Source organism: Parabacteroides sp. CT06 (assembly GCF_002257605.1).
Classification (GTDB): domain Bacteria; phylum Bacteroidota; class Bacteroidia; order Bacteroidales; family Tannerellaceae; genus Parabacteroides; species Parabacteroides distasonis.
Window position 1 is genome coordinate 5,279,113 of sequence record NZ_CP022754.1, and the last position, 24,986, is coordinate 5,304,098.

Here is a 24,986-nt window from a genome sequence, read left to right on the forward strand (position 1 = left end):
AACTATTTTTTTCATGGTATGCTATGAATCTGAGTTTACAAAGGTATAAATTTGTTTTATAATGCCATGATAAAAGATTATTTATGTAACTTTGCCGCTTAAATAAAATTACCGATGAGCGTAGAGATAAGAGAAGTTACCAGTAAGAAGGAGCTTAAGAAGTTTGTCAAGTTCAATATCGAATTATACAAGGGTAATCCCTATCACGTACCGGGTTTAATAGAGGAAGAGATGATGACGCTGGATAAGAAGAAAAATCCGGCGTTCGAGGTGTGCGACGCTATTTACTTCCTTGCCTATAAGGACGGGAAGGTGGTAGGCCGTATCGCCGGTATGGTGAATCGCCCGAGTAACGAGGCTTGGGGACAGAAACGTGCCCGCTTTGGTTTCGTAGATTTTATTGATGATGACGAGGTGGTTGATGCCCTTTTTGGCGCTGTCGAGAAATGGGCCCGCGAACAAGGCATGGAGGAGATCCACGGTCCGATGGGCTTTACCGATATGGATCACGAGGGTATGTTGATCGAGGGTTTCGATCAGATCGGTACGATGGCTACAATTTATAATTATCCCTATTACCCCAAGCAAGTGGAGCGTATCGGATACGGAAAGGATCAAGATTGGCATGAATTTAAGATCTATATACCGGATGGCGTTCCCGAGAAGCATTTGCGTATCGGCGAGATCGTGAAGAAGAAATACGGATTGAAGGTGCTGAAGTTCAAGAACGCTAAGGAGATTATGCCTTACGCCCGTCCGGTATTCCATACATTGAATGCGGCTTTCGCTCCCTTGTATGGTTTCGCGCAATTGACCGAGAAGCAGATCGATTATTATATCAATATGTATATCCCTATGCTGCGTTATGATTTGGTAACGCTGATCGTAAGGGAAGAGGATAATGCGGTGGTTGGCTTTGGCATCTCCCTGCCCAACCTTTCGAGAGCCTTGCAAAAGGCTCGTGGGCATATGTTACCCTTCGGGTGGATTCATTTGCTGAAAGCGTTGAAGAGCAAACCGAAAGTAATCGACCTGTATTTGACAGGAGTCTTGCCGGAATATCAAAGTAAAGGCGTGAACGCTTTATTATTTAATGACTTGATTCCGGTCTATAAGCGTATCGGTGCCGTTTACGCCGAGAGTAACCCGGAGCTGGAAACGAATAGCGCCGTACAAGCGCAATGGGATTATTTCAAGCGAGAGCATCATAAATCAAGAAGAGCGTATATTAAAAAGTTATAAGAGATATGGATGAGCTGAATTCAACGATACAACAACCTACGGAATATAACGATGATGACATCAAGACACTGGACTGGATGGAGCATATCCGCCGGCGTCCCGGTATGTATATCGGAAAACTGGGGGACGGTAGCTATGCCGATGATGGTATCTATGTGTTGTTGAAGGAGGTGCTGGATAACTCTATCGACGAGTACATGATGGGGTACGGCAAAAGTATCGAGGTGACTATCGAGGAAGGTACGGTAGCCGTGCGGGATTATGGCCGTGGTGTCCCTCTGGGTAAGGTCGTGGATGTGTCTAGCAAGATGAATACCGGCGCTAAATACGATAGCAAGGCGTTTAAGAAATCCGTGGGTTTGAATGGTGTGGGTATCAAGGCGGTGAATGCCTTGAGTAGTTATTTCTTGATAACCAGCTACCGTGACGGAGAGTGTAAGCGGGTGGAATATAGTAAGGCGATCGTCACGGAGGAATCGGATATCCAACCGACCGGGGAGGCGAACGGTACGCAGGTGTTTTTTGTCCCGGATCGGGAGATCTTTAAGGATTATCATTATAAGGACGAGTTTATCGAGGGGCTATTAAAGAACTATGTCTTCTTGAACTCGGGACTTTCCATTATTTACAACGGCAAGCGTTTCTATTCCCGCAACGGTCTGGTGGATTTGTTGAACGAGAATATGACCACCGAGCCTCTTTACCCGATCATCCACCTGAAAGGGGAGGATATAGAGGTGGTTATCACGCATAGCAACCAATATGGAGAGGAATATTATTCGTTCGTGAACGGCCAGCATACCACCCAAGGCGGTACGCACCTTTCTGCTTTCAAGGAGTCTATAGGCCGTGTCATCAAGGAATATTACAATAAGAATTTCGAGTATTCGGATATTCGTGCGGGTATCGTGGCCGCTATCAGCATAAAAGTGGAGGAGCCTGTATTCGAGAGCCAGACAAAGACCAAGCTCGGCTCGAAAGATATAGGACCGGACGGCCCTACGGTAGCGAAGTTTATCGGTGATTTCATCAAGAATGACCTGGATAACTATTTGCATAAGAATATGGAGACTTCGGAGCTTTTACTGAAAAAGATCTTGGAGTCCGAGAAAGAGCGCAAGGCGATCGCCGGTGTTACGAAGCTGGCCCGCGAGCGTGCGAAGAAAGCGAATTTACATAATAAGAAACTAAGGGATTGCCGGATTCACCTGACCGACTCGAAAGGGGATCTGCTAGAGGAAAGTAGTATCTTTATCACGGAGGGTGACTCGGCTAGCGGTTCTATCACGAAGAGCCGTAACCCGAATTACCAAGCTGTATTTAGTTTGAGGGGTAAGCCCTTGAATAGTTATGGCTTGACAAAGAAGATCGTTTACGAGAACGAGGAGTTTAACTTGCTTCAAGCGGCCTTGAATATTGAGGATGGCTTGGAAGGTTTGCGGTATAATAAGGTGATTATCGCGACAGATGCCGACGTGGACGGGATGCATATCCGTTTATTGTTGATTACCTTCTTCTTGCAATTCTTCCCCGATTTGATTAAGCGTAATCATGTTTATATCTTGCAAACCCCGTTATTCCGGGTACGTAACCGGCAGAAGACGTGGTATTGTTATTCAGAGGAGGAACGCTTGGCTGCCATAGCCGCTGCCGGGAAGAATCCGGAGATCACCCGATTCAAAGGTCTGGGAGAGATCTCTCCCGATGAGTTCAAGCATTTTATCGGCAAGGATATACGCCTTGATCCGGTGACAATGAAGAAAGAGGACCTCGTGAAAGATATGCTCGAGTTCTATATGGGGAAGAATACCATGGAGCGACAGAACTTTATTATCGATAACTTAGTGGTTGAAGAAGATGTCATCAATTGAAAATAAACGTATCGCGCTTTTTCCCGGTACCTTCGATCCTTTTACGATCGGGCATCAATCCTTGGTAAGGCGTGGGTTGGAACTGGTGGACGAGATCGTGATCTCGATCGGTATCAACGATAAGAAGCTTACCTATTTCTCCTTGGAGAAGCGGATGGAAGCGATCTGGAATCTATACAAGGATAATCCAAGGGTGAAAGTCATGTCATATAATCAATTGACGGTGGATTTCGCTAAAGAGGTCGGAGCCGGCTTTATCTTAAGAGGAATCCGTACGGTCAATGATTTCGAATATGAGAAGACGATCGCGGACGTGAATCGTAAGTTGACGGGTATCGAGACTTTTATCTTGTTTACGGAACCGGAGCATACGCATATTAGCTCAAGCATTGTCCGTGAGTTGTTACGCTACGGCAAAGACATTTCCCAATTCGTCCCTAAAGAGACGAGATTGTATTGAAAATTATGAAACGAATATATCTGATGAAAAGAATCGTCTTATCCCTGCTGATCGTCCTAGGTGTGTTTACCGGAGCGACAGCGCAAAAAGCGAATATGGATGCCCGGAAGCTCCAATTGGCTTTATTCGCTATATCTAATCTATATGTCGACTCTACTAGCGAGACGAAGTTGGTGGAAGACGCTATAGTCGGCATGTTGGATAAGCTAGACCCTCATTCCAATTATATGGACCCGGAGGAGACGAAAGAGATGACCGAGCCTTTACAAGGCAATTTCGATGGTATCGGCATACAGTTCAATATGTTGACGGATACGCTTTACGTGATTCAGGTAATCCCCGGAGGTCCCTCTGAGAAGGTGGGGTTGATGGCGGGCGACCGTATTATCCAAGTAGACGATACCTTGATCGCCGGCGTGAAGATGAAGACTACCGATATCATGAAGAAACTACGCGGACCGAAAGGTACCGAGGTGCGTGTGAAAGTAAAGCGAGGCAAGTCGCCGGAATTGATGGATTTCAAGATCGTTCGCGGTAAGATTCCCGTGTATAGTCTGGATGCCGCTTATATGGCGGATAAGAATACCGGTTATATTAAGTTGAACCGTTTCGCCGCTTCTTCCGCCGATGAATTCAGGGAGGCGTTGGAGAAGCTCCGGAAACAGGGCATGAAGAACTTGATTCTGGATTTGCAGGGAAATGGTGGGGGATATTTGAATATCGCCATAGAGTTAGCGGATGAGTTCTTGGATAAAAACCGGTTGATCGTTTATACGAAAGGGAGTAAGCAACCTCGTGAGGAGGCGAACTCTACCGCTCGTGGACAATTCCAAGAGGGACGTTTGGTCGTGCTGGTGGACGAGTCCTCGGCTTCGGCCAGCGAGATCGTCTCCGGCGCTATTCAAGATTGGGACCGTGGAGTGATCGTAGGTCGCCGTACCTTTGGCAAAGGTTTGGTACAGAAACCGATTCCCCTGCCGGATGGTTCCATGATTCGTTTGACGGTTTCCCGTTACTATACACCCACCGGACGTTGTATACAAAAGCCTTACGAGAACGGGAAGATGGAGGAGTACCACCATGATCTGATCGACCGTTATAACCGGGGGGAGTTGATGAGTGCCGATAGCATTCATTTCCCGGATTCAATGAGGTATAACACCTTGGTTACCGAGCGTACCGTATATGGGGGTGGAGGTATTATGCCGGACGTGTTCATCCCGGTAGATACGGCTCGCTATACGGATTATCACCGGAAACTGGTAGCTTCCGGTTTGGTCAATCGGGTGTCCATGAATTATCTGGATCGTAATCGGAACCAGATGATGGCTAAATATCCGAAATTCCAGCAGTATAAGCAAGGTTTCGTGGTCGGAGAGGATATCATGGAGGAGCTTCTTAAGATGGCCGGCGATGAGAAGATTGAGTTTGAGGAAGAGCAATATAATCGTTCGAAGCCGTTGATCATGCTTCAGATCAAGGCGCTTATCGCACGGGATCTCTATGATATGGCGCAGTACTTCCAGATTATCAATGATGATAATCCAAGTTACCAGAAAGCGCTTCAGATTATTAATAATAAAGAAACTTACAATAGGCTTTTAGGACGTTAGCCAACGTAAACTGATAAGGGTATGTATTGGACGCTTTTTCTGACATTCGTGAAAATCGGTATGTTTACCATCGGAGGTGGTTACGCCATGTTGCCGCTTATCCAGCGGGATGTGGTAGACCGGGGGTGGATGACGAAAGAGGACTTTATCGACGTTTTCTCCGTGGCCCAATCGTTGCCGGGTATTTTCGCCGTGAATATAGCGATCTTCGTGGGTTATAAACTGAAGAAGACATGGGGCGGTTTTGTTTGTGCCTTGGGCACGATTCTCCCTTCTTTTGTAATCATGCTCTTGATCGCGTTATTCTTTACGCAGGTAAAGGATAATGTATGGGTGGAGAAGGCGTTTATGGGATTGCGTCCGGCGGTGGTCGCCTTGATCGCCGTGCCTTGTCTGACAACCGCACGTTCTATCAAGTTGAGTTACGTGCAAATGATCATACCTGTCGGGGCGGCATTGCTGATCTGGATGGGTGGGGTGTCTCCCGCTTGGATTATCTTGGCGGCTATAGCCGGAGGTTTGGTGTATGGTTTAAATAAGAAGGGCTGATATGATTTGGTTACAATTATTATATGTATATCTGAAGATCGGTATATTGGGCTTTGGTGGTGGGTATGCGATGTTATCCTTGATACAAGCCGACGTGGTGGACCGCTATGGTTGGATTTCCTTGCAGGAGTTTACCGATATTGTCGCTATCTCTCAAATGACACCCGGACCGATCGGTATCAATAGCGCCACCTATATAGGGTATACGGCGGTGCATAATGCGGGGTATTCGGAGACGATGAGTATCCTAGGATCTTGCCTGACGACATTTGCGGTATGTCTGCCTTCTTTCTTATTGGTCCTTCTGATCTCTTATTTCTTCGCTAAGTTTCGGAATAATAAATATGTAGAGGCGGCTTTCCTTGGATTACGCCCGGCTACGGTGGGACTGATCGCTGCCGCTGCCTTGCTATTAATGAATAAAGAGAACTTCATCGACTACAAGAGCTTCTTGATCTTTGGTGCCGCTTTCATCCTAACATGGAAATTCAAGGTACATCCTATCTTGATGATCATCTTGGCGGGTATCGCGGGTATTATTTTATATTGGTAATCCCGATGTCGATGGAATTGCCCGTTTAATCGGTGAAAACAGCCCCTTTTTCTAGTCTGGTTGCCCATGTTTTTAAGGTAATATAGTTTTGCTTTCGTAAAAAGATAGAAAACGAAGGCAATATGAAACAATACGCTTTATTATTCGCATGTCTGTTCTTCCTCTGTGTAGGGAGTAAGGCACAAGAGCAACCTACCCGATGGACGTTGCGCGCTTGCTTGGATTACGCTTTGGAGCATAATATCCAAGTAAAGAAAAGCAAGGTGTCGCATCTTTCCGGTATAGAGGATACGAAGCAGGCGAAAGCACAGCTTTTCCCTTCCCTTTCGGCTTCGGTTACCCAAGGATTCGTGAATTATCCTTCGAGCGACGCCGCTACGAATAATAGCTATAGCGGTAATTATGCGCTGAACGCTAAATGGACGCTTTTTGATGGAGGGCAACGTGTACAGGCGATCAAGCAACAGGAAATACAAAATACCGTCGATGAGCTGGGTATCGAGCAAAACGAGGATGATATCCAAATCTCCTTGATACAGACCTATATGCAGGTACTATATGCGATGGAGTCCGTTCGTATCAACCAAAATACGGTCGAGGTATCTACGGCGCAACGGGATCGTGCGGTGGAGTTGCTACGTGCCGGTTCGATCTCGAAAGTGGATTTGGCTCAGTTGGAAAGCCAGTTAAGCACCGATAAATATCAATTGGTCGTAGCCCAGACGAATCTAGACAATTATAAGTTGCAATTGAAGCAATTACTAGAACTGGATATAACCGAAGAGATCGAATTGGTGATGCCGGAGCTTACGGAGAAAGATATCTTAACCCCGCTTCCGAGCAAGCAAACGATTTACAATACCTCTCTGGCCGTGATGCCGCAAATAAAGAGCAGTGAGCTGGCCGTGGACATCGCCGAGCTGGAGAAGAAAAAGGCGAAAGGTGCTTTCCTTCCTTCGCTCTCCATGAACGCCGGGCTGGGTACCGGCCATCTTTCCGGAACGGATTACGCTTTCGGTAGCCAGGTCTGGAATAGTTTCAACGAGAGTGTCGGATTGACGATCAGCATCCCTATCTTCAGTAACCGTCAGTATAAGACGGCCTATAACAAGGCGAAATACGCGATTACCACCAGCCAGTTGGAGTTGCTGAATACCCAAAAACAATTGCTGCAAACCGTGGAGGGGATCTATCTGGACGCTACCTCGTCGCAGACCCAATATACCTCGGCTACCGAACGCTTGAGTTACGTGAAAGAAAGCTATAACTTGATCGATGAGCAATTCAGCCTCGGTATGAAAAATACGCTTGAGCTATTGACGGAGAAGAACAATTATCTGACCGCCCAGCAAGAGCAGCTACAAGCGAAATACATGGCCTTGATGAGCGTTCAATTGCTGAATGTTTATCAGAAGAAGCCGGTTGCGGAGAATTATTAACCCACTAATGGATATATTTACTCCACTCTCTTTTTTCAAGGTTACCCTGCGACGGAGGTCGCGGGGGCCTTTTGAACAAGAATACAACGTAAAACAGAAATAAAACGAATCAGAATATGGACAAGAAGAAACTAATCATGGGCGGTGTTGCCGTTATCCTTATAGCGGGGGGCGTGTTCCTTTTCACGGGCAAATCCTCGAAAGGCGGGATCAAGCTGGAGACCGCTAAAGTAGGGCGCAGCACGATCACGAATACGGTTACGGCCACCGGTACGGTAGAGCCCGTTACCGAGGTTGAGGTAGGTACGCAGGTCTCCGGTATCATCGATAAGTTGTACGCTGATTATAACGACGTGGTGAAAGCCGGCCAACTGATCGCCGAGATGGATAAGATCAACCTCCAAGCCGAGCTTCGTTCCGCCGAGGCGCAATTGGCGAGCAGCAAGACGGAGTTCGAGTATCAACAGAAGAACTACGCACGTAGCAAGGTGCTTCACGAGAAACAATTGATTAGCGATACGGATTATGAGACGGCTACCTATAATTACGAGAAGGCGAGGGCCGCTTACGACCAGAGTCAGGCCTCCATGGTAAAGGTAAACCGTAATCTCGAATATGCCACGATCACGAGCCCTATAGACGGAGTGGTTATCAACCGGGCCGTTGAGGAAGGGCAGACCGTTGCCGCCGGCTTCGAGACCCCGACGCTGTTTACCATTGCCGCCGACTTGACGAAGATGCAGGTAATAGCGGATGTGGATGAGGCGGATATAGGTAATGTGGAGGAAGGCCAACGGGTTAGTTTTACGGTGGATGCCTATCCGAACGATCAATTCGAGGGCGTGGTTCGCCAGATTCGCCTTGGGGATAGCGAAAGCACCTCCAGCGCTTCTTCCAGTACTTCTTCTTCTACGGTCGTTACCTACGAGGTAGTGATTACGGCAGATAATCCGGACTTGAAACTGAAACCTCGCTTGACGGCGAATATCACGATTTATACGTTGGAACGTGCGAATATCCTGACCTTGCCGAACAAGGCACTTCGTTTTATCCCCGAGCCCGCCATCATGGAATCGTTGGGTATGACCGTGACGGATCCGAATGCGGAGGTACAACCCGGAAAACGCTTGGTTTGGTCCCGCCAAGGAAATACCTTGAGCCCGAGGCAGATTACGGTCGGAACCAGCAACAACAGCGTGACCGAAGTAACCGAGGGCTTGAGCGAGGGCGATGAGGTAGCCGTAGATTTAGCGAGCGCCGCCAACATGCCGGAAGTAGGTGCAGGAGCGGAGCGTAGCCCCTTCATGCCGGGCCCTCCGGGAAGCAACAAAAATAAGAGATAGTTTGCGTCATGAAAGAAATTATCAGATTAGACAATATAAAACGAGACTTCCACGTTGGCGACGAGACCGTCCATGCCCTGCGAGGCGTGTCGTTCACGATTCGCGAGGGGGAGTTCGTTACGATCATGGGAACCTCCGGCTCCGGAAAGAGTACGTTGCTGAACACGCTGGGTTGCCTTGATACTCCTACGAGCGGGGAGTATTACTTAGACGGAGTATCCGTGCGCACCATGAACAAGCGGCAGCGAGCGACCCTCCGGAATCGCAAGATCGGATTCGTTTTTCAAAATTACAATCTGTTGCCGAAGACGACAGCGGTAGAGAACGTAGAGCTTCCTCTCATGTACAATCCTACTTATAAAGCGGCCCAACGTAGGGAGAAGGCGGTCAACGCCTTGATCGCCGTGGGCTTGGGAGACCGACTGATGCATAAAAGTAACCAGATGTCCGGTGGCCAGATGCAGCGTGTGGCGATCGCCCGTGCCTTGGTGAACGATCCGGCGGTGATCCTTGCGGATGAGGCTACCGGCAACTTGGATACCCGTACCTCTTTCGAGATCTTGGTGCTCTTCCAGCGCCTGCACGCCGAGGGACGCACGATTATCTTCGTCACCCACAACCCGGAGATCGCCCAATACAGCAGCCGGAATATCACGTTGCGCGACGGTCATGTAACCGCCGATACGGTGAATACGAATATCTTGAGCGCCGCCGAGGCTTTGGCCCGCCTGCCCAAGAATGATGATTAGAATAATGAATTAATGTGGTAATAGCATATTATTTAGAATGAATACGACGAATTTACTAAAGATAGCCCTCCGGGCCTTGGCCAATAACAAGCTGCGGGGATTCCTCACAATGCTGGGTATCATCATCGGCGTGGCTTCCGTGATCACGATGCTGGCCATTGGTCAAGGCTCGAAGCGGAGTATACAGGCGCAGATCAGCGAGATGGGCTCGAACATGATCATGATCCAGCCGGGAGCCGACATGCGTGGTGGTGTCCGCCAAGACGCCTCTGCCATGGAGACGCTGAAGCTACAGGACTACGAGGATATCGTGAACGAGACTCGCTACGTCTCCGCCACTTCGCCCTCCGTGAACAGTAGCGGGCAGGTCATCTATGGCGCCAACAATGCCCCGACCACCGTCTACGGTATCAGCCCGGATTATATGGAGATACGCCGATACGAGGTGGAGGATGGCGATATGTTCAGCGATCAGGACGTGCAGACCGCCGCCAAGGTATGCGTGATCGGGAAGACGGTGGTGGATAACCTTTTCCCCGGCGGAGAGAATCCCGTCGGTAAGGTGATCCGTTTCCAGAAGCTACCGTTCCGGGTCGTGGGCGTACTGAAAAGCAAAGGATACAATAGCATGGGAATGGACCAAGACGACCTGATCTTAGCTCCATACACAACTATTCAAAAAAAGGTCTTGGCCATTACCCATTTGCAAGGTATAACCTGCTCGGCGCTCAAGGAGGAGTACACCGATCAGGCCATAGACGAGATATCGGAGATACTGAGGCGTAACCATAGGCTGCGGGAAACCGATGATGATGATTTCACGATCCGGAGTATGCAGGAGTTGAGCACGATGTTGACAAGTACGACGGATATAATGACGACGTTGCTGGCCGCGGTGGCTGGTATCTCTCTTCTCGTTGGTGGTATCGGTATCATGAATATCATGTACGTGAGCGTGACGGAGCGTACGCGGGAGATCGGCCTCCGTATGAGTATCGGCGCGAAAGGCATGGATATCTTGGCTCAGTTCTTGATCGAGTCTATCCTTATCAGCGTGACCGGAGGATTGATCGGCGTGCTTTTCGGCGTGGGAGCCGCCTTGATCGTGAATGTCGTGGCGCATTTCCCGATCTATATCCAGCCGTGGAGCGTACTGCTCTCTTTCGTGGTATGTACGGTGACGGGCGTGTTCTTCGGATGGTACCCGGCCAAGAAGGCGGCGCAGCTCGACCCGATCGAGGCCATACGCTATGAGTAGACGAATGCTCACTAGATAAGGCTACATGGCTCATATAACGGTAGGAATGACTATATTTGCGTAGCACTAAAGAGGATAATAAGATGAATGACACACCACAATCTCCCCCTATCAAAGGTTTGGGAAAGTTGATACACATCGCGGGATGGGGTATCCTGTTCTGCTCCCCCTTTTTCTTCACGGGGAGGGAGTCGCAAGTCACGTTCGAGGGCTATTTCCGGAGCATCATCGTGCCGCTTTCCTTCATGCTCGTCTTCTACTTGAATTACGGGTGGCTGGTGAGGCGGTATTTGTTTAACCGCCGGACAGGGCGTTTCCTGCTGATCAACCTATTGCTTATCGGGGGTATGATGCTGTTCGTGCATCTCTGCATGCGCTATTTCTATCCGCCGGAGATGCATCACCCACCCCGTCCGCCCCGCCCGTTGAACGAGACGGTGGGGTTCTTTCTCGTCAACGCCGTTATCTACTCCTTGGTAGCCGGCCTTAGCGTGGCGATCAAGATGACGGACGGATGGTACCGGGTGGCGGCTATCCAGCGGGAACTGGAGAAGGAACGTGCCGAGGCGGAATTGCAGAACCTGAAGAGCCAGCTTAATCCGCATTTCCTGTTTAATACGTTGAATAATATCTATAGCTTGATAGCGTTCAGCCCGGAGAAGGCACAGGAGGCGGTGCACGATTTGAGCCGCTTGCTTCGCTATGTCTTGTATGAGAGTAGCCAGCCTTTTGTCCCATTGGAGAAGGATTTCGACTTCCTTCGTAATTATGTGGAGCTGATGCGTATACGCCTGCCCAAACATGTGGAGCTGAAAACGAATATCGTCGCTTCCTCCCCGGGAACCTTGATCGCCCCCCTGTTGTTTATCTCCTTGGTTGAGAATGCGTTTAAGCATGGGGTGAGCAATAATAAGCCGTCTTTCATCCATTTGGATATCCATCAGGAGGGGGCGGAGGTAGTTTGTACTATTGTGAATAGCTATTTCCCGAAAAGCCCGGATCAAGATAAAAGTGGTTCCGGTATCGGGCTGGTGAATCTGGAGAAACGCTTGGGGCTGCTCTATCCGGGGCATTTCTCGTTCCAATGCGGTCGGGAGGGGGATAACTATTCTTCTTATCTATCAATTACTATAAACGAGACTGAGATATGAGATTGACTTGCGCTATTATTGACGATGAACCTTTAGCGGTTAGCTTGCTGGAAAGCTACGTCTTGAAAACTCCGTTTCTGGATTTGCAGGGGACTTATAATAGTGCCTTGGACGCTCTTTCCGACTTACGGGATCGGCCGGTGGATCTGCTTTTTCTGGATATCCAGATGCCGGAGTTGAGCGGATTGGAGTTCTCCCGTATCTTGAACGCCGATACTCGTGTCATCTTTACGACGGCTTTCGATCAATATGCCGTGGATAGTTACCGGGTAAATGCGCTGGATTATTTGTTGAAGCCAATTAGTTATCCGGACTTCCTTGCCTCGGCGAATAAGGCGTTGCGATGGTATGAGTTGCTCCGTAAGCCGGTGTCTTCGGAAGAGAAGGAAGAATCTGCGCCAATTGCGGAGAAGGGCGGGATGGAGAGTATTTTCGTCAAGAGTGAGTATAAGCTGTTGCAAATAGAGCTGCGCAAGATATTATATATTGAAGGATTAAAGGATTACGTGAAGATATTCGTGGAGGATGAGCCCCGTCCGGTCCTTTCGTTGATGAGCATGAAGAGTTTGGAGGATATGTTACCTTCGGATCGCTTTGTGCGTGTTCATCGCTCTTTTATCGTCCAGCCGGAGAAGATCAAGGTGATCGAGCGGAATCGGATTGTCTTTGGAAAGGAGTATATCCCGATCTCCGACAATTATAAACAGCATTTCCTAGAGATGATAGAGCGTAGATCGATCCTGCCGAAATAACCGCTGGTTAGTTGAACAACTGGAGCAATAATTTCTCTATCGCTACGGTCATAGGACGTCCGTCGCAGGAATAGTTGTTTACGAATAGGGCGATGGCGTATTGCTTATCGCCTTTGTTTATATATCCCGCGTATCCTTTTACCCGGCTCATGCTTCCGCTTTTAAGATGGGCTTTTCCTTGGAGGGATGAGCCTTTTAAGAAATTCCTCACCGAGCCTTCTACCCCCGCTACGGGCAATGATTCGTAGAAGGCTGTGTGTTGTTGTGAACAGGTTTTCATATAAATCAATAAATCAGCTACAAAAGCTGTTGATAACTTGTTGGTAACCGCAAGACCGCTACCGTCGTACATCCAGACGCACGAGAGGTCGAGTCCTTTCCCTTGCCAATATTCCCGAAGCACTTGGATACCCCGGTTAAAAGAAGACAGAACCTCTCCCTTACGGGGCGTATAGCGTAGGCCGATTGTCTTGATCAAGGCATCGGCGAATAAATTATGGCTGACATGATTGGTCACTTCCACGATTTCCCGAAGCGTAGGGGAGTAAGTGGTAACAATCTCGGTCCGTTTCCCGGGTTGCCACCTACCGGCTTCCCGCAAGATACGGAAACAAGACGGTGATTCGCCGACCGTGATCCCTTCATGTTCCAATTGCCTAGTGAGATAATCCGCTAGGAAAAGAGCCGGGTCGGGAATATCCCCTTTGAGCGGATACCATTCCCGGTTAGCGGGGACAATGCCATATAAATAACGATCCGTGGCGAATGGCGCCCCTACGATAAAAGAACTATCCGAAGATACTTGCTGGGCCGTTAAGTAATTATGGAAATGGATGCCGGATAATTCCGGTTCGGTTCCTTTCAACTTCGGGCGGGTTCCGGGAGCTCCGGTTTGCAACCCTAATTTATAAAGATTGTCGAATACGCAAAGCCCATAGCTTCCGGCACCATAATAACTACCCATATCTTCGCCAACCCATTTAAGGGAAGTGCCTTCCGTGTCAAATATACTTTCATCAGCGATTACGGCTCCTTGTATTTTATGGATACCCACCTTTTTCAAGGCGGAGATCCATTCCTGTAGAAACCGCTTATGATCCGGGGCAAAATGCGCTGAGCCAAGGCTGGGATCTCCGCTTCCCTTGATATATAAATTGCCTTTTAACAAGCCGTTCTCGATGGAGCCGTCGTATTCTAATGCCGTAGGAAAGCGATAATCCTCGCCCAGTATCTCCAATGCGGTAGCGGTCGTAACCGTTTTCATGACCGAGGCTGGGGTCAGCTGCCGGATTGTATCGTAAGCGAATACCGTCTCGCCACTGTTAACCTCTTTCACGATCAAGGAAAATGAAGCTCCTTCCATATAAGGCTTGCGCAGGAATTGCTTGATAGGTTGTGGAGTCTGTGCCCCCACTGAAAGGTATAAGCAAGAAATGAGGAAGAAAAAGGATATTTTACGTATCATGATGTTTATATATTCTACTTTATTCTATCTTTGTCGCAAGCAAAGATATGAAAATAATATGAATCCACTGTTTGACAAGCCTTTTACGTTTGACCGTGTAATACGCATAGTGTTCGGTATACTGGTCATCTCAGGAATTATTTATTTGATAGCCTTATTACGAAACGCTTTGTTACCTTTCCTGATCGCTTGGTTACTGGCTTATATGATGCAACCGTTCGTAAAGTTCTTCCAATATAAATTATGTTTTAAGAGCCGCATCTTATCGATTATGGCGGTATTGGTGACTTTAGGGCTATTGATAACGTTGCTGGTAGTCATGGTCATTCCTTCCATCGCGGCTGAGGCGGATAAAACGCTAGAACTGATCCGCACACATGATCCCGGTGAAGGTCATGTCCCTTTGATCCCGCATTCATGGATGGAATATCTGGAAAGTAATGTGAACTTCGCCCAGATCATGGAGTTATTGAGTAAGGAGAATTTGTTGAAAGCGGTGAAGCAGATTGCGCCCCAGTTATGGTCTATCTTATCGAACACTTTCTCAATCCTTTTCAGTATCACGATCGTGTTCGTGATCTTGCTTTACTTTATTTTCATCCTTTTGGATTATGAGAAGATCGCGAATGGTTGGATCGATTTGATACCGGAGCGTTACCGTCCGTTCCTGCAAGGTTTGGCTGAGGATGTGGAATACAGCATGAACCGTTATTTCCGCGGACAATCGTTGATCGCTCTTTCTGTAGGGGTTCTCCTCGCGATTGGTTTTAAGATCATTAATTTCCCGTTGGCGGTCACGCTGGGCCTGTTTATCGGTGTGCTGAACTTAATTCCCTATATGCAGGCGATCGGTATTATCCCGATGATTCTATTGAGCTTATTGCGTTCGGCCGAGACTGGAGAGAACTTCTGGTTGATCTTTGGTATGGCTATTTTAGTCTTGGGTATCGTACAATGTATACAGGATTTATATCTTACCCCCCGCATAATGGGTAAGGCTATGGGACTGAATCCCGCCATCATCTTACTCTCATTATCCATCTGGGGAACGATCTTAGGCTTTATCGGCTTAATAATAGCCCTCCCATTAACAACCTTATGCTTATCTTATTATAAACGATTTATCTTGCATGAATATAATGAGTTAGATTCCAGAAGCCTTGCTCATCAACCTAAACAAGAGGAAATAAATTCAGATTTAATCGCAAAAAAATAGCCATATCTATTGCGTATTAAAAAAATATCCCTACCTTTGCACCCGCATTACAGAAGTAACGCATAGGATGATTCGCTAGCTCAGCTGGTAGAGCACAACACTTTTAATGTTGGGGTCCTGGGTTCGAGCCCCAGGCGGATCACTGAAAACAAAAGAAAAATCAAGCAAATCCCTGATAATCAGACATTATCAGGGATTTCTTTTTTCTGGCAGGTAGCAGAAAATAGCCGTTTCAAGCATATTATCGGTGGATAAATCGTGGGACTAAAATTTAGTTCAAAAAAGTCCCACGAATTTGTATCTTTCTCACTGATTCATAGTCTTTTGCATAGACTGACTTTGGAAGAGAATACATAGTTTTGTAACTTTAAAAACGATGTAAAAATGGCTCGAAAATCATTTTCTGTATTGTTCTTCATCAAGAAAGGCAAATTATTAAAGAACGGAGAAGCACCAGTGTGCATGAGAATCACCGTAAACGGCTGTATGGTAGATATTTCTATCAAAAGAAGCTGTCCCGTAAACCTATGGAATCAGGCAAAAGAAAATTCAAAAGGCAAAGACCGTATGTCGGTGGAACTGAACCACTACTTAGAAATCACCCGTTCGCACGTACACCAAATTTATAGAGAACTGGAAACTTCCGGCAAAGTTATTACTGTTGATCTTGTGAGAAAGTTGTTTTATGGTGTGGACGAAGATAACAAAACGCTATTGCAGGTATTCAGAGAGCATAACGAACAAAGCCGTAAGCTGATCGGCAAAGACTTTGTAAGTAAGACCGTTCAACGGTATGAAACCACTACCCGATATTTAGAGGAATTCATTAAGAAAGAATATCAGCTATCGGATATTGCTCTGAATAATTTGGAAGCTAACTTTATTTCTAAGTTTGATGCATTCTTGAAAATAGAAAAAGGTTGTGCGCAGAACTCTGCTATCACCCGACTAAAGAACTTGAAGAAGATTATCCGCATTGCTTTGGAAAACGACTGGATAAAGAAAGATCCATTTGCTTACTACCGCTTCAAACTGGAAGAAACTGATCCCGAATTTCTGACGATGGACGAGATTAAAATCATTCTCGCTAAAGAGTTCACAATTAAACGAGTAGAACAGGTACGTGACGTTTTTGTCTTTTGCATTTTTACTGGCTTGGCGTTCAGCGATGTGAAAGATTTATCACCCGAACACTTGGTAAAAGACAACAAAGGGGAACTTTGGATAAGGAAGAACCGCCAAAAGACCAAAATCATGTGTAACATTCCTGTGTTACCTGTGGCAGCTTCTATTCTTGAAAAGTATAAAAATGTGGTAGAATGTACCGGAAAACTATTGCCAGTATTGAGCAATCAACGCATGAACAGTTATTTGAAAGAGATTGCAGATGTATGCGGATTACAGAAAAATCTGTGCACACACGTTGCCCGGCACTCCTATGCCACCTCTATATGCCTAGCGAATGGCGTGAGTATGGAAAATGTTGCCAAGATGTTAGGTCATGCAGATACGAACGTAACTAAACACTATGCACGGGTATTGGATCAGAATATTCTAAAGGATATGCAGAAAGTAAATAGCTGTTTGTCGGAATTAGCTATATAAATAAGACTATAGCCAATATAGAAAAAGGATTGGGAAAAATGAATTCATTTTCTCAATCCTTTTTCTATTAAAGTAAGTTTTCCAGAACTCAATATGAAACATTGACAAAGGTAAGTTCCGTATTTAGCCTGTTCAAGTCCAAGCCTTCGGTTTAGATAAAAATCTTCCTCTCATTGCATTCGAGCGTATTTTTATCTAAAGACTTGCACAGACTAAATACTTCACTGGAAAAGTCAATGATTCAAATTAAATTCCGAAAAACAATATTTTCGAGGGTGGCAGGTTATTCCTTCCAGCTTTCAAAATAGTGCTTTTGAAGTAGTTTATCAATGTCGCTCTGGCGGTAGATGATTTTACCTTTTATCTGGATAAAGGGAATTAGCCCTGTATCTCGCCACTCTTGCAGGGTTCGCAAACTGACATTCAGTTTTTTAGAAACCTCATTATTAGAAAGAAAGCACTCCCCGTTCAGGTGGGGCTTATAGTGCTTGACAATTGATTCAATACCGTTCAGCATTGAATCGAGCGAAGAAATGAACTCTTTGACTTGTGGTGTATCTTTATTTATTAGTTCCATGATTGAAAGATTGTTTTATTGAAATATTGATTTCAAGATTGCTAGATAGCTGGTTAGTTGCGCAGATAGTCACCTAGTGATGAAATGTTAAGTACATCTTTTCCCAGATCATAATCTATATAGAGCCGTTTGGATGCAGTGGTAATAAAATACTGGCTACCATCTTGCTGTATCTCATAAGTAGCGGGAGAAGCTTGTTTAGTGGTTTCCGATACATATATAATAGAAAGAAGATACTCTTTATCATTACGGTAGATAATAACCGTAGGATTCAGATTAACACTTTCCCATGTACCGACAATGGAAAACAGATTAAAGGACGGATAATCTTCTTTAGTTTTTTTCATAAGGTGTAGTTTGTTTGGGTGATTGATTCCGTGTTTCACTATCTGTAATAATTCTTTCTATATCAGAAGATTTATAATAAATCTTACTGCCGATTTGAGAATAAGCCAGTCGCCCGCTACTCCGATAATATTGCAGTGTTCGCTTGCTAAAGCCCAACAACAGACATACTTCCTGACTATCCAGCCAGTTTTCTACTTTCTGGGTATGAGCGCTGCACAAACTTTCTATTCGTTTGGCAAACTCGGTGAACCGTTCGCAGACATACGAAAAGGTTCTCTTTTCAATGGTTACTACTTCCATACTTCTAATTTTAAATGGTTTATAAAACGTGTTGATTCTATTTTCATCGGCAAATGAAAGAAGAATCAAGAGCCGTTTTCAAAACTGTCCAGAAGTGGTATGAAGTGGTTAGTATTGGCTTGATAGCAAAAAACTTTCTTTCACTGCAAATTTACTAAGCAGATTATTTGTATGTTTCCAATAAGTAACATATATTTGTTCCCGAATAGTAACAATATATAAAATGAAAGGAATAAGCACAATAGGAGAAAGAGATCGGGAAGCCACTGAAAGGCGACTATTAGATACCATCGGTAAAATGATTGCCGAAGATGGCTTTGAAAAAATTGGCATTAATGCTATAGCAACCCAATCAAATGTTTCAAAGATTTTGATATACCGTTATTTTGGTTCTGTTGAGGGGCTTATGGCTGCTTATATAAAGCAATATGATTTCTGGCTCAATTTTCCCCTTGAATATCCTAATCGTGAAGAACTACCTTTGTTTGTAAAAAGAATGTTTCAGGGGCAGATTGAACAACTAAGGAATAATCCAACTCTAAAAAGGCTCTATCGGTGGGAACTATCATGCAATAATGATATGATCGTAAAACTAAGAGAACAACGAGAAAAGGTTGGAGTAAATCTTGTTAAGAAAGTGAGTGAACTAACAGGACATCCACAAAACGAAATAGCAGTAATGGCTTCCCTTTTGACAGCATCTATCACTTATCTTGTGATGCTGGAAGATTTCTGTCCGATATACAATGGTATTCCCTTGAATGAAAACTCTGGATGGGAACAGATAAACGAAGGAATTGAGCTATTTATCAATAAGGTATTTCAAAATGAACACTGATTTTATACAAATAGTCAGTTATGCTTCTAAAGCTCCTTCGGGGCATAACACACAACCTTGGAAATTCGTCATTGCCGATAGTGCAATTACGATTGTTCCTAACTTAGAAGTAGCACTACCTGTCGTTGACGGAAATAACCGGGAATTATTTATTAGTTTGGGTTGTGCGGTCGAAAACCTATGTATTGCAGCTAGTCACTTCGGTTATAAAACTCAACTAGCTGAATATAGTGTAAAAGGTATAATTATAGAATTAACAAAGAGTGACTTTATAATTGAAGATATTCTATTCCACCAAATAGAGAAACGACAGACAAACCGTAGTATCTACAATGGAAATAAAATATCAAATGGAGCACTGGAACAACTTCAATCCATTCATAAAAAAGGAACTATACAGTTATACTTTATCGAGATAGGGACATCACTAGCTGGCACAATAACTGACTATATAATGAAAGGGAATGAAATTCAAATGAATGATGTTACATTCAAGAATGAATTGCTTTCATGGATGAGATTTAATAATAGGCAAGTTGAATCTACACATGATGGATTAAGTTATCTGGTTTTTGGAAATCCACCACTTCCCAAAAGGTTAGCACGCCCAATAGTTAGCTTATTTCTGAAACCTGACATACAAAATAAGTCAGATAGAAAGAAAATAGTTTCTTCTTCTCATTTTGTGGTATGTACCATATTGCAGAATTCGTTTCAAGAGTGTATTAACGCTGGACGAACTCTGCAACGCTTTCTATTGAAAGCAACCGAGGTTGGAATTTCTTATGCGTTTCTGAATCAACCATGTGAAGTTGAAATATTAAATTCTGCCTTACAAGATAAGTTGCCAGTCAATAAGGATTTTCCAATCTTGATACTCAGAATAGGCTATGCAAAGTCAATTCCCTATTCTCCCCGTAAAAAGATTGAAACATTACTAATCTAATATTTTTTTACCCGCAATGTTCCCGAATAGTAACAATTAATATGATAACAATTTAATAAAACTAACATGAAGAAAATGGGATTGACATTCATTTATTTATGGCTTATCAGCCTTTGTTCCTGCCAAAAGGAACTAATCGAATATGAGAAAGGAGATGTGAAAGTATGCATTGAACAGGGTGAGCAATGGTTACATGATTTTCCTTTGTTCCTAGGTATCAATAAGAAAAATCCACCACAGATTGCTATCTGGCTGGAAGATACACAAGGGAAATATCTCTCAACAGTTTATGTAAGCCATAAAATTGCAACTCAATCATGGCAAGCATCGGGAGGAAACCGACGAAAAGAAGCTCTACCACACTGGTGTTATTCACGTCGAGTGAAATACGATGATGGACTTTATTTGCCAACAAAAAAAGAACCGTTAATAGACGGTATTTCAGGAGCAACCCCACACAAAAGCTTTGAAATCAAACTAAGCCCGACAACAACATTAAAGAAGTTCATAGTAAAAATAGAAATTAATCACTCTACTGATTTCAATGAATACTTTCCTAAATCCGCTAAAGAGGGAGAAGCTAACTATTCAGGAGGGAAAGAAGGAAGCGGACAACCAGCTATTATATATGCTGCTAATGTCAATTTGTCGTCAGGAGAAAAATCATTTGAAGCAAACCTGATTGGACATAGTAGTCCTGATGGAAGTTCTGGGGGGATCAACGAAGATACATCGAGACTGACAACTGCTTTACATATTGTAAAACGAATAAATGTAACTATCCAATGAAAAAGATTATCCTACTAATTATAGCAAATTGTATTGTTGCTATTGCAACAGCACAACAGACAGAACGCTTCACTTTTGCAACAAGTGTAGGAACAGGAATAGACATGAATGAACCAGCAACCACCCCATTTGCATGGCAGATTCTAGGTTATTATGCTATCAACAAACACTTATTTATGGGCATTGGGACTGGACTATCCATTTATGAGAAAACTCTAATCCCATTATTTGCAGATGTGAAATTTAGAATCATAAAACCAAGAAAATTCACACCTTATATAGAATGTGGTGTTGGCTATAGTTTTGCACCAGACCAAAATGCAAATGGAGGTTTTTACCTAAATCCATCCGCTGGAGTAGAATATTCAATTTATAAAGATAAGAAGTTGTTCCTGGCTTTAGGATATGAATCACAGAAGTTTGAACGGCTTAAGACACAAAAGCAATCATTACTTACAGCCGAGTTTGCAGAGAAACTGATGCACAATTCTATTGCAATAAAAATTGGATTCATGTTCTAAAAATATAATGATGTCATAAACAGAGAATACAATTAGCAACATGAGCCTATAATTATTTGAGGATTTCAGATGATTTGCGACCGTTAATAATCTATTTTTTATACTTTTGCATTGTACCAACTAACAAAAGTATTCACTTCTTATGAAACTCTGTATATAGCTACGCTCCTGCGAATAGCCTCCTTCAAGAAAGCTATTCAGCTATTTGACAAATAACGATTTATTTGCCACAGAGATTTACATCTTTTTATTTATGAATTTACGAGCAGGCAGACTATATTATACAGTCTGCCCGTGTCGTTTCATTTTACTATTGAACAATAAATCAATACATATAAACAAGTTATGATGACAAAAATATATCCACGCACCGGAGATAAGCAAACAGTCTATCTGAATGCCGTGATTAATGATCTACAAATTGAGGTAGGCGATTATACTATTTACAATGATTTTGTAGCTGATCCCTTGTTGTTTGAGAAGAACAATGTCCTTTATCATTATCCCATTCATCAGGAGAAGTTAATCATTGGCAAGTTCTGTTCTATTGCCTGTGGCACGAAGTTTCTATTTAATTGCGCCAATCACACACAGAAATCTCTGTCTACCTATACCTTTCCTCTATTCTATGAAGAATGGGAGTTGAAGAAGTCGAATATTACTACTGCATGGGATAATAAAGGCGATATTGTGATCGGCAATGATGTATGGATCGGCTACGAAGCTGTGATTATGGCGGGGGTTCATATAGGTGATGGTGCTATTATTGCCGCACGTGCCGTAGTAACCAAAGATGTCCCGCCTTATACGATTGTGGGCGGCACTCCTGCCAAAGAAATACGAAAACGCTTTGACGCAGAGGTGATTCAACAATTACTCATGCTGAAATGGTGGGATTGGGCTACTGATGAAATACGCCAGTATTTGCCATACATTACAGAGGGAAAACTAAATGAATTACTTACCGTTAAGAAAGATATAATATGAGGAATTTTGCAGAAGAAATGCTCTTAAAGATTGATGCTGAAATAGAATCAATCGGCTTCAATAATGATATAACCATCAATGATGCTCTGCACATAGTTAAGTATATTATTCCGCTATACGATCAATTAAGGAAGCTTACTGTAGATCATATATTTTCTTCTACAGAGGAAGAGATCTACTTTTTCAAAGAATTAAAACCTAACATTTTAGGCAGATACCTGTATTTCAACAAAGTCTACAGAATTGAATCACAATGCCCCAGCGGTAGTAATGATGTTATAAAAGAGTATCTAAACGATGAGCTTGGTGGATTAACATATTTCTTTCGCAGAAATCTGGAACTTTATCAATATTACCGTTCTAAAGCGACAACATATGATACCTACTATTTCATTCGAGGAAAAGCAGATATTCGTTTGTGTTGTGATAGTTTCCAATGTGATCGAGATCCCATGTTTTCAACTGGCTACGATCATAAGATAGCTAAGATATTGGCAAATGAAATGCTTCAAATCTATCTAAACAAACGGATTATCAATTTGGGGCAGTCGGAAGCTATAAACAAACAGGCTATCACCAAAATTCCGTATCCTGCAAATTGGACTAGCAATAAAATATTCCTGATAGAACTTGGCTATGCTCTATATGTTGCAGGAGATATTAACAACGGTAATATAACCGTGAAAGAAATAATGAATTTGTTGGGAGCGATGTTTAATATAGACTTGGGTGATTATTATCGTGGTTATATCACCCTGAAAAATAGAAAAAAGGATCGAACTCTCTATTTAAAAACATTGATAGAAAAACTACTTAAACGTATGGAGGAAGATGATGAGAAATAAAACAGACCGTATTTTTATTGATATAAAGGCGAATATGCGTATCTTTGTATCAACATCATAATAAGATGAGTAATTCCTTTAAAGAGGATCTTATATATAACATAACGTTCGCAGAACGTCTCAATATAGAAAACTGGCACTTTTCAAATGGGTAGAGAGTTTTGCGCGATGCTTATGCTATGCTTTGTCATAGCGTGGGCTCGCGTACTTCTACCCAAAGGTATGCCAGTACCTCTATATTGAAGTTGCGTGGGTTCACGCTTCTTTTTTCTAGTATTGACAACTTATAAAATATTGAATTATGAGGAAAATCAAATTGTATATAGCCGTTTCTCTTGATGGCTATATCGCTACGCCCGATGGCGGTGTAGAATGGCTGAATCAATTCCAAATCACAGGAAATGAAGACTATGGGTATAAAGAACTATATCTGTCTATTGATACGGTTCTAATGGGTGGGCGTACTTATAGAGATATAATAGGCTTCGGCTGTGAATGGCCTTATAAAGATAAGGTTTCTTATATTATTTCCCGAAATGAAGTGAATCTGACACCAGCAGCAGAAGTGCATTTCATAACTGACAACATTATATATAATGTAGAGAGATTGAAAAAACAAGAAGGCAAGGATATTTGGCTGGTAGGTGGCGGTGAACTTGTATCTATGCTGATGAATGCCGATCTAATAGATGAAATGCAACTTTGCTATCTTCCAATAGTTTTAGGTCAGGGATTTGCCCTGTTCCCCAACAAGCCGAAAGAAACTGTCTGGAAACTAATCGGTAGTAAATCATTTGATTCAGGAGCTATGCTAATAAGCTATTCAAAGTAAATTAAAGTAGAAAACTATCAAGTTGTCAGATACTTGGTAGTTTTCTACTTTTGCGAGAACTCATAATTCATTTTAGGTTCTTCCCTCTACTTTTGTGAAAGAAAACCAGCCTAATCAGCCTTAAAATCATCAAATTTATTTTTACCACCTTGTCAATAGGTTGTCAATTCATCTTCCGCAATATGCCGAATTTTGCTTCATCAATCGATTGAGAATAATAATGTTGAACTTAAAATTGAAGCAAAATGTATATAGACAACGAAAACTTCGAGAAGTGGATGGAGAAGCTATCCAAGAAACTCACCGAAATCGGGCAAGACTTGAAATCTCTTATCAATACCGATACTGTATTCGATGAAAATGAGAAGTTATTGGATAATCAGGATTTAGCTTTTCTACTAAAAGCATCTTTCAGAACTCTACAACGCTATCGGGCAAAAGGTGTACTTCCCTACTTTACTATCGGACGGAAAACGTACTATAGAGCCAGCGATATTCGGGCTTTCGTCCGTGAATATGCCGATTCTCAAACCTACAAACAGTTTGAAAAAGCCAATCAGTTAGCAAACCAGCCCTGATAGCAAAAAGTAGCAGAGGAAGGAAGCCTATATTCCGGCTATTCCTCTGTGCCACCACCCCGATTTAGCACAAACTGCCTCACCTATCGGTTCAGCCTGTTTCGCTAAATCGAGCAAGAGGGAACTGGACAAGTCCTGTTCTTCCCTCTTGCTCTGCGA

Annotated in this window: 26 protein-coding genes and 1 tRNA gene; 23 read left to right on the forward strand and 4 right to left on the reverse strand. The window is 43.8% G+C overall.

The features are described 5' to 3' along the window. The first annotated feature begins 114 nt into the window (after positions 1 to 114). The 12 genes from CI960_RS22745 to CI960_RS22800 all read left to right on the forward strand — a co-directional run bounded on the left by CI960_RS22745 (position 115) and on the right by CI960_RS22800 (position 12,980). Entirely contained in the window at positions 115 to 1,242 is a 1,128-nt protein-coding gene (locus tag CI960_RS22745) for a hypothetical protein (protein WP_005859806.1), read from the forward strand. 5 nt (positions 1,243 to 1,247) lie between these two features. Further along, a complete protein-coding gene (locus tag CI960_RS22750; protein WP_005859805.1) occupies positions 1,248 to 3,113 on the forward strand; it encodes a DNA topoisomerase IV subunit B in 1,866 nt (621 codons plus the stop codon). Then, positions 3,100 to 3,573 carry a pantetheine-phosphate adenylyltransferase gene (coaD, locus tag CI960_RS22755; RefSeq protein ID WP_005859804.1) on the forward strand — a complete coding sequence of 158 codons (474 nt, stop codon included), beginning with the start codon at positions 3,100 to 3,102 and terminating at the stop codon, positions 3,571 to 3,573. The genes CI960_RS22750 and coaD overlap by 14 nt, the downstream gene beginning before the upstream one ends. Before the next feature lie 23 nt (positions 3,574 to 3,596). After that, positions 3,597 to 5,186 carry a S41 family peptidase gene (locus CI960_RS22760; RefSeq protein WP_005859802.1) on the forward strand — a complete coding sequence of 530 codons (1,590 nt, stop codon included), beginning with the start codon at positions 3,597 to 3,599 and terminating at the stop codon, positions 5,184 to 5,186. Between the two features lie 21 nt (positions 5,187 to 5,207). After that, positions 5,208 to 5,735 carry a chromate transporter gene (locus CI960_RS22765; protein ID WP_005859800.1) on the forward strand — a complete coding sequence of 176 codons (528 nt, stop codon included), beginning with the start codon at positions 5,208 to 5,210 and terminating at the stop codon, positions 5,733 to 5,735. Between the two features lies 1 nt (position 5,736). Then, entirely contained in the window at positions 5,737 to 6,288 is a 552-nt protein-coding gene (locus tag CI960_RS22770) for a chromate transporter (protein ID WP_005859799.1), read from the forward strand. A gap of 122 nt (positions 6,289 to 6,410) precedes the next feature. Continuing rightward, entirely contained in the window at positions 6,411 to 7,727 is a 1,317-nt protein-coding gene (locus CI960_RS22775; RefSeq protein ID WP_005859798.1) for a TolC family protein, read from the forward strand. Positions 7,728 to 7,843: 116 nt separating this feature from the next. Beyond that, positions 7,844 to 9,070: an efflux RND transporter periplasmic adaptor subunit gene (locus CI960_RS22780; RefSeq protein ID WP_005859796.1), complete on the forward strand. Its 1,227-nt coding sequence runs from the start codon at positions 7,844 to 7,846 to the stop codon at positions 9,068 to 9,070. 8 nt (positions 9,071 to 9,078) lie between these two features. Then, positions 9,079 to 9,819, forward strand: coding sequence for an ABC transporter ATP-binding protein (locus CI960_RS22785; protein WP_005859794.1), 741 nt, complete (start codon positions 9,079 to 9,081; stop codon positions 9,817 to 9,819). Between the two features lie 37 nt (positions 9,820 to 9,856). Further along, positions 9,857 to 11,077: an ABC transporter permease gene (locus CI960_RS22790; protein ID WP_005859792.1), complete on the forward strand. Its 1,221-nt coding sequence runs from the start codon at positions 9,857 to 9,859 to the stop codon at positions 11,075 to 11,077. 83 nt (positions 11,078 to 11,160) lie between these two features. Further along, complete coding sequence (locus CI960_RS22795) at positions 11,161 to 12,228, forward strand: sensor histidine kinase (RefSeq protein ID WP_005859790.1); 1,068 nt, start codon at positions 11,161 to 11,163, stop codon at positions 12,226 to 12,228. Beyond that, positions 12,225 to 12,980 (forward strand): LytTR family DNA-binding domain-containing protein, encoded by a 756-nt coding sequence (locus CI960_RS22800; RefSeq protein ID WP_005859788.1) that lies wholly within the window; start codon positions 12,225 to 12,227, stop codon positions 12,978 to 12,980. Before CI960_RS22795 ends, CI960_RS22800 begins: the two co-directional genes overlap by 4 nt. Positions 12,981 to 12,987: 7 nt before the next feature. Here the strand turns inward: CI960_RS22800 and dacB are convergent, their stop codons facing one another. Then, positions 12,988 to 14,445 carry a D-alanyl-D-alanine carboxypeptidase/D-alanyl-D-alanine-endopeptidase gene (gene dacB, locus CI960_RS22805; protein ID WP_005859786.1) on the reverse strand — a complete coding sequence of 486 codons (1,458 nt, stop codon included), beginning with the start codon at positions 14,443 to 14,445 and terminating at the stop codon, positions 12,988 to 12,990. A 58-nt stretch (positions 14,446 to 14,503) separates the two neighbouring features. Between dacB and CI960_RS22810 the strand changes: the two genes are divergently transcribed. The 3 genes from CI960_RS22810 (at position 14,504) to CI960_RS22820 (ending at position 17,266) form a co-directional block, all read left to right on the forward strand. Next, entirely contained in the window at positions 14,504 to 15,661 is a 1,158-nt protein-coding gene (locus tag CI960_RS22810; RefSeq protein WP_005859784.1) for an AI-2E family transporter, read from the forward strand. Between the two features lie 69 nt (positions 15,662 to 15,730). After that, positions 15,731 to 15,803, forward strand: a tRNA-Lys gene (locus CI960_RS22815). A gap of 242 nt (positions 15,804 to 16,045) precedes the next feature. Further along, positions 16,046 to 17,266 (forward strand): site-specific integrase, encoded by a 1,221-nt coding sequence (locus CI960_RS22820; protein WP_094582600.1) that lies wholly within the window; start codon positions 16,046 to 16,048, stop codon positions 17,264 to 17,266. A 283-nt stretch (positions 17,267 to 17,549) separates the two neighbouring features. Here CI960_RS22820 and CI960_RS22825 read toward each other — a convergent pair whose 3' ends face one another. From CI960_RS22825 to CI960_RS22835, 3 genes are read right to left on the reverse strand one after another with little or no spacing between them, the layout of a single operon-like run. Beyond that, positions 17,550 to 17,843, reverse strand: a complete 294-nt coding sequence (locus CI960_RS22825; RefSeq protein ID WP_094582602.1) for a helix-turn-helix domain-containing protein — start codon at positions 17,841 to 17,843, stop codon at positions 17,550 to 17,552. Positions 17,844 to 17,896: 53 nt separating this feature from the next. Beyond that, the gene (locus CI960_RS22830; protein WP_094582604.1) at positions 17,897 to 18,190 is read right to left on the reverse strand and encodes a DUF3876 domain-containing protein; all 294 of its coding nucleotides are present in this window, start codon (positions 18,188 to 18,190) and stop codon (positions 17,897 to 17,899) included. Continuing rightward, positions 18,177 to 18,491, reverse strand: coding sequence for a helix-turn-helix domain-containing protein (locus tag CI960_RS22835; RefSeq protein WP_094582606.1), 315 nt, complete (start codon positions 18,489 to 18,491; stop codon positions 18,177 to 18,179). Before CI960_RS22835 ends, CI960_RS22830 begins: the two co-directional genes overlap by 14 nt. A gap of 223 nt (positions 18,492 to 18,714) precedes the next feature. Here CI960_RS22835 and CI960_RS22840 point away from each other — a divergent pair, with 223 nt between their 5' ends. The 8 genes from CI960_RS22840 to CI960_RS22875 all read left to right on the forward strand — a co-directional run bounded on the left by CI960_RS22840 (position 18,715) and on the right by CI960_RS22875 (position 24,827). Further along, on the forward strand, positions 18,715 to 19,329 hold the full coding sequence (locus tag CI960_RS22840) for a TetR/AcrR family transcriptional regulator (protein ID WP_094582608.1): 615 nt from the start codon (positions 18,715 to 18,717) through the stop codon (positions 19,327 to 19,329). Continuing rightward, positions 19,319 to 20,275, forward strand: coding sequence for a nitroreductase (locus CI960_RS22845; RefSeq protein WP_094582610.1), 957 nt, complete (start codon positions 19,319 to 19,321; stop codon positions 20,273 to 20,275). The genes CI960_RS22840 and CI960_RS22845 overlap by 11 nt, the downstream gene beginning before the upstream one ends. A gap of 66 nt (positions 20,276 to 20,341) precedes the next feature. After that, positions 20,342 to 21,064: a hypothetical protein gene (locus tag CI960_RS22850; protein ID WP_094582612.1), complete on the forward strand. Its 723-nt coding sequence runs from the start codon at positions 20,342 to 20,344 to the stop codon at positions 21,062 to 21,064. Continuing rightward, positions 21,061 to 21,585, forward strand: a complete 525-nt coding sequence (locus CI960_RS22855) for a hypothetical protein (protein WP_094582614.1) — start codon at positions 21,061 to 21,063, stop codon at positions 21,583 to 21,585. The genes CI960_RS22850 and CI960_RS22855 overlap by 4 nt, the downstream gene beginning before the upstream one ends. Before the next feature lie 345 nt (positions 21,586 to 21,930). Then, positions 21,931 to 22,572 (forward strand): CatB-related O-acetyltransferase, encoded by a 642-nt coding sequence (locus CI960_RS22860; protein ID WP_094582616.1) that lies wholly within the window; start codon positions 21,931 to 21,933, stop codon positions 22,570 to 22,572. Further along, positions 22,569 to 23,417 carry an RteC domain-containing protein gene (locus CI960_RS22865; protein WP_094582618.1) on the forward strand — a complete coding sequence of 283 codons (849 nt, stop codon included), beginning with the start codon at positions 22,569 to 22,571 and terminating at the stop codon, positions 23,415 to 23,417. Before CI960_RS22860 ends, CI960_RS22865 begins: the two co-directional genes overlap by 4 nt. A 301-nt stretch (positions 23,418 to 23,718) precedes the next feature. Then, on the forward strand, positions 23,719 to 24,249 hold the full coding sequence (locus tag CI960_RS22870; RefSeq protein WP_094582620.1) for a dihydrofolate reductase family protein: 531 nt from the start codon (positions 23,719 to 23,721) through the stop codon (positions 24,247 to 24,249). Positions 24,250 to 24,494: 245 nt separating this feature from the next. Beyond that, the gene (locus CI960_RS22875) at positions 24,495 to 24,827 is read left to right on the forward strand and encodes a helix-turn-helix domain-containing protein (RefSeq protein WP_014298742.1); all 333 of its coding nucleotides are present in this window, start codon (positions 24,495 to 24,497) and stop codon (positions 24,825 to 24,827) included. Positions 24,828 to 24,986 lie beyond the last annotated feature (159 nt).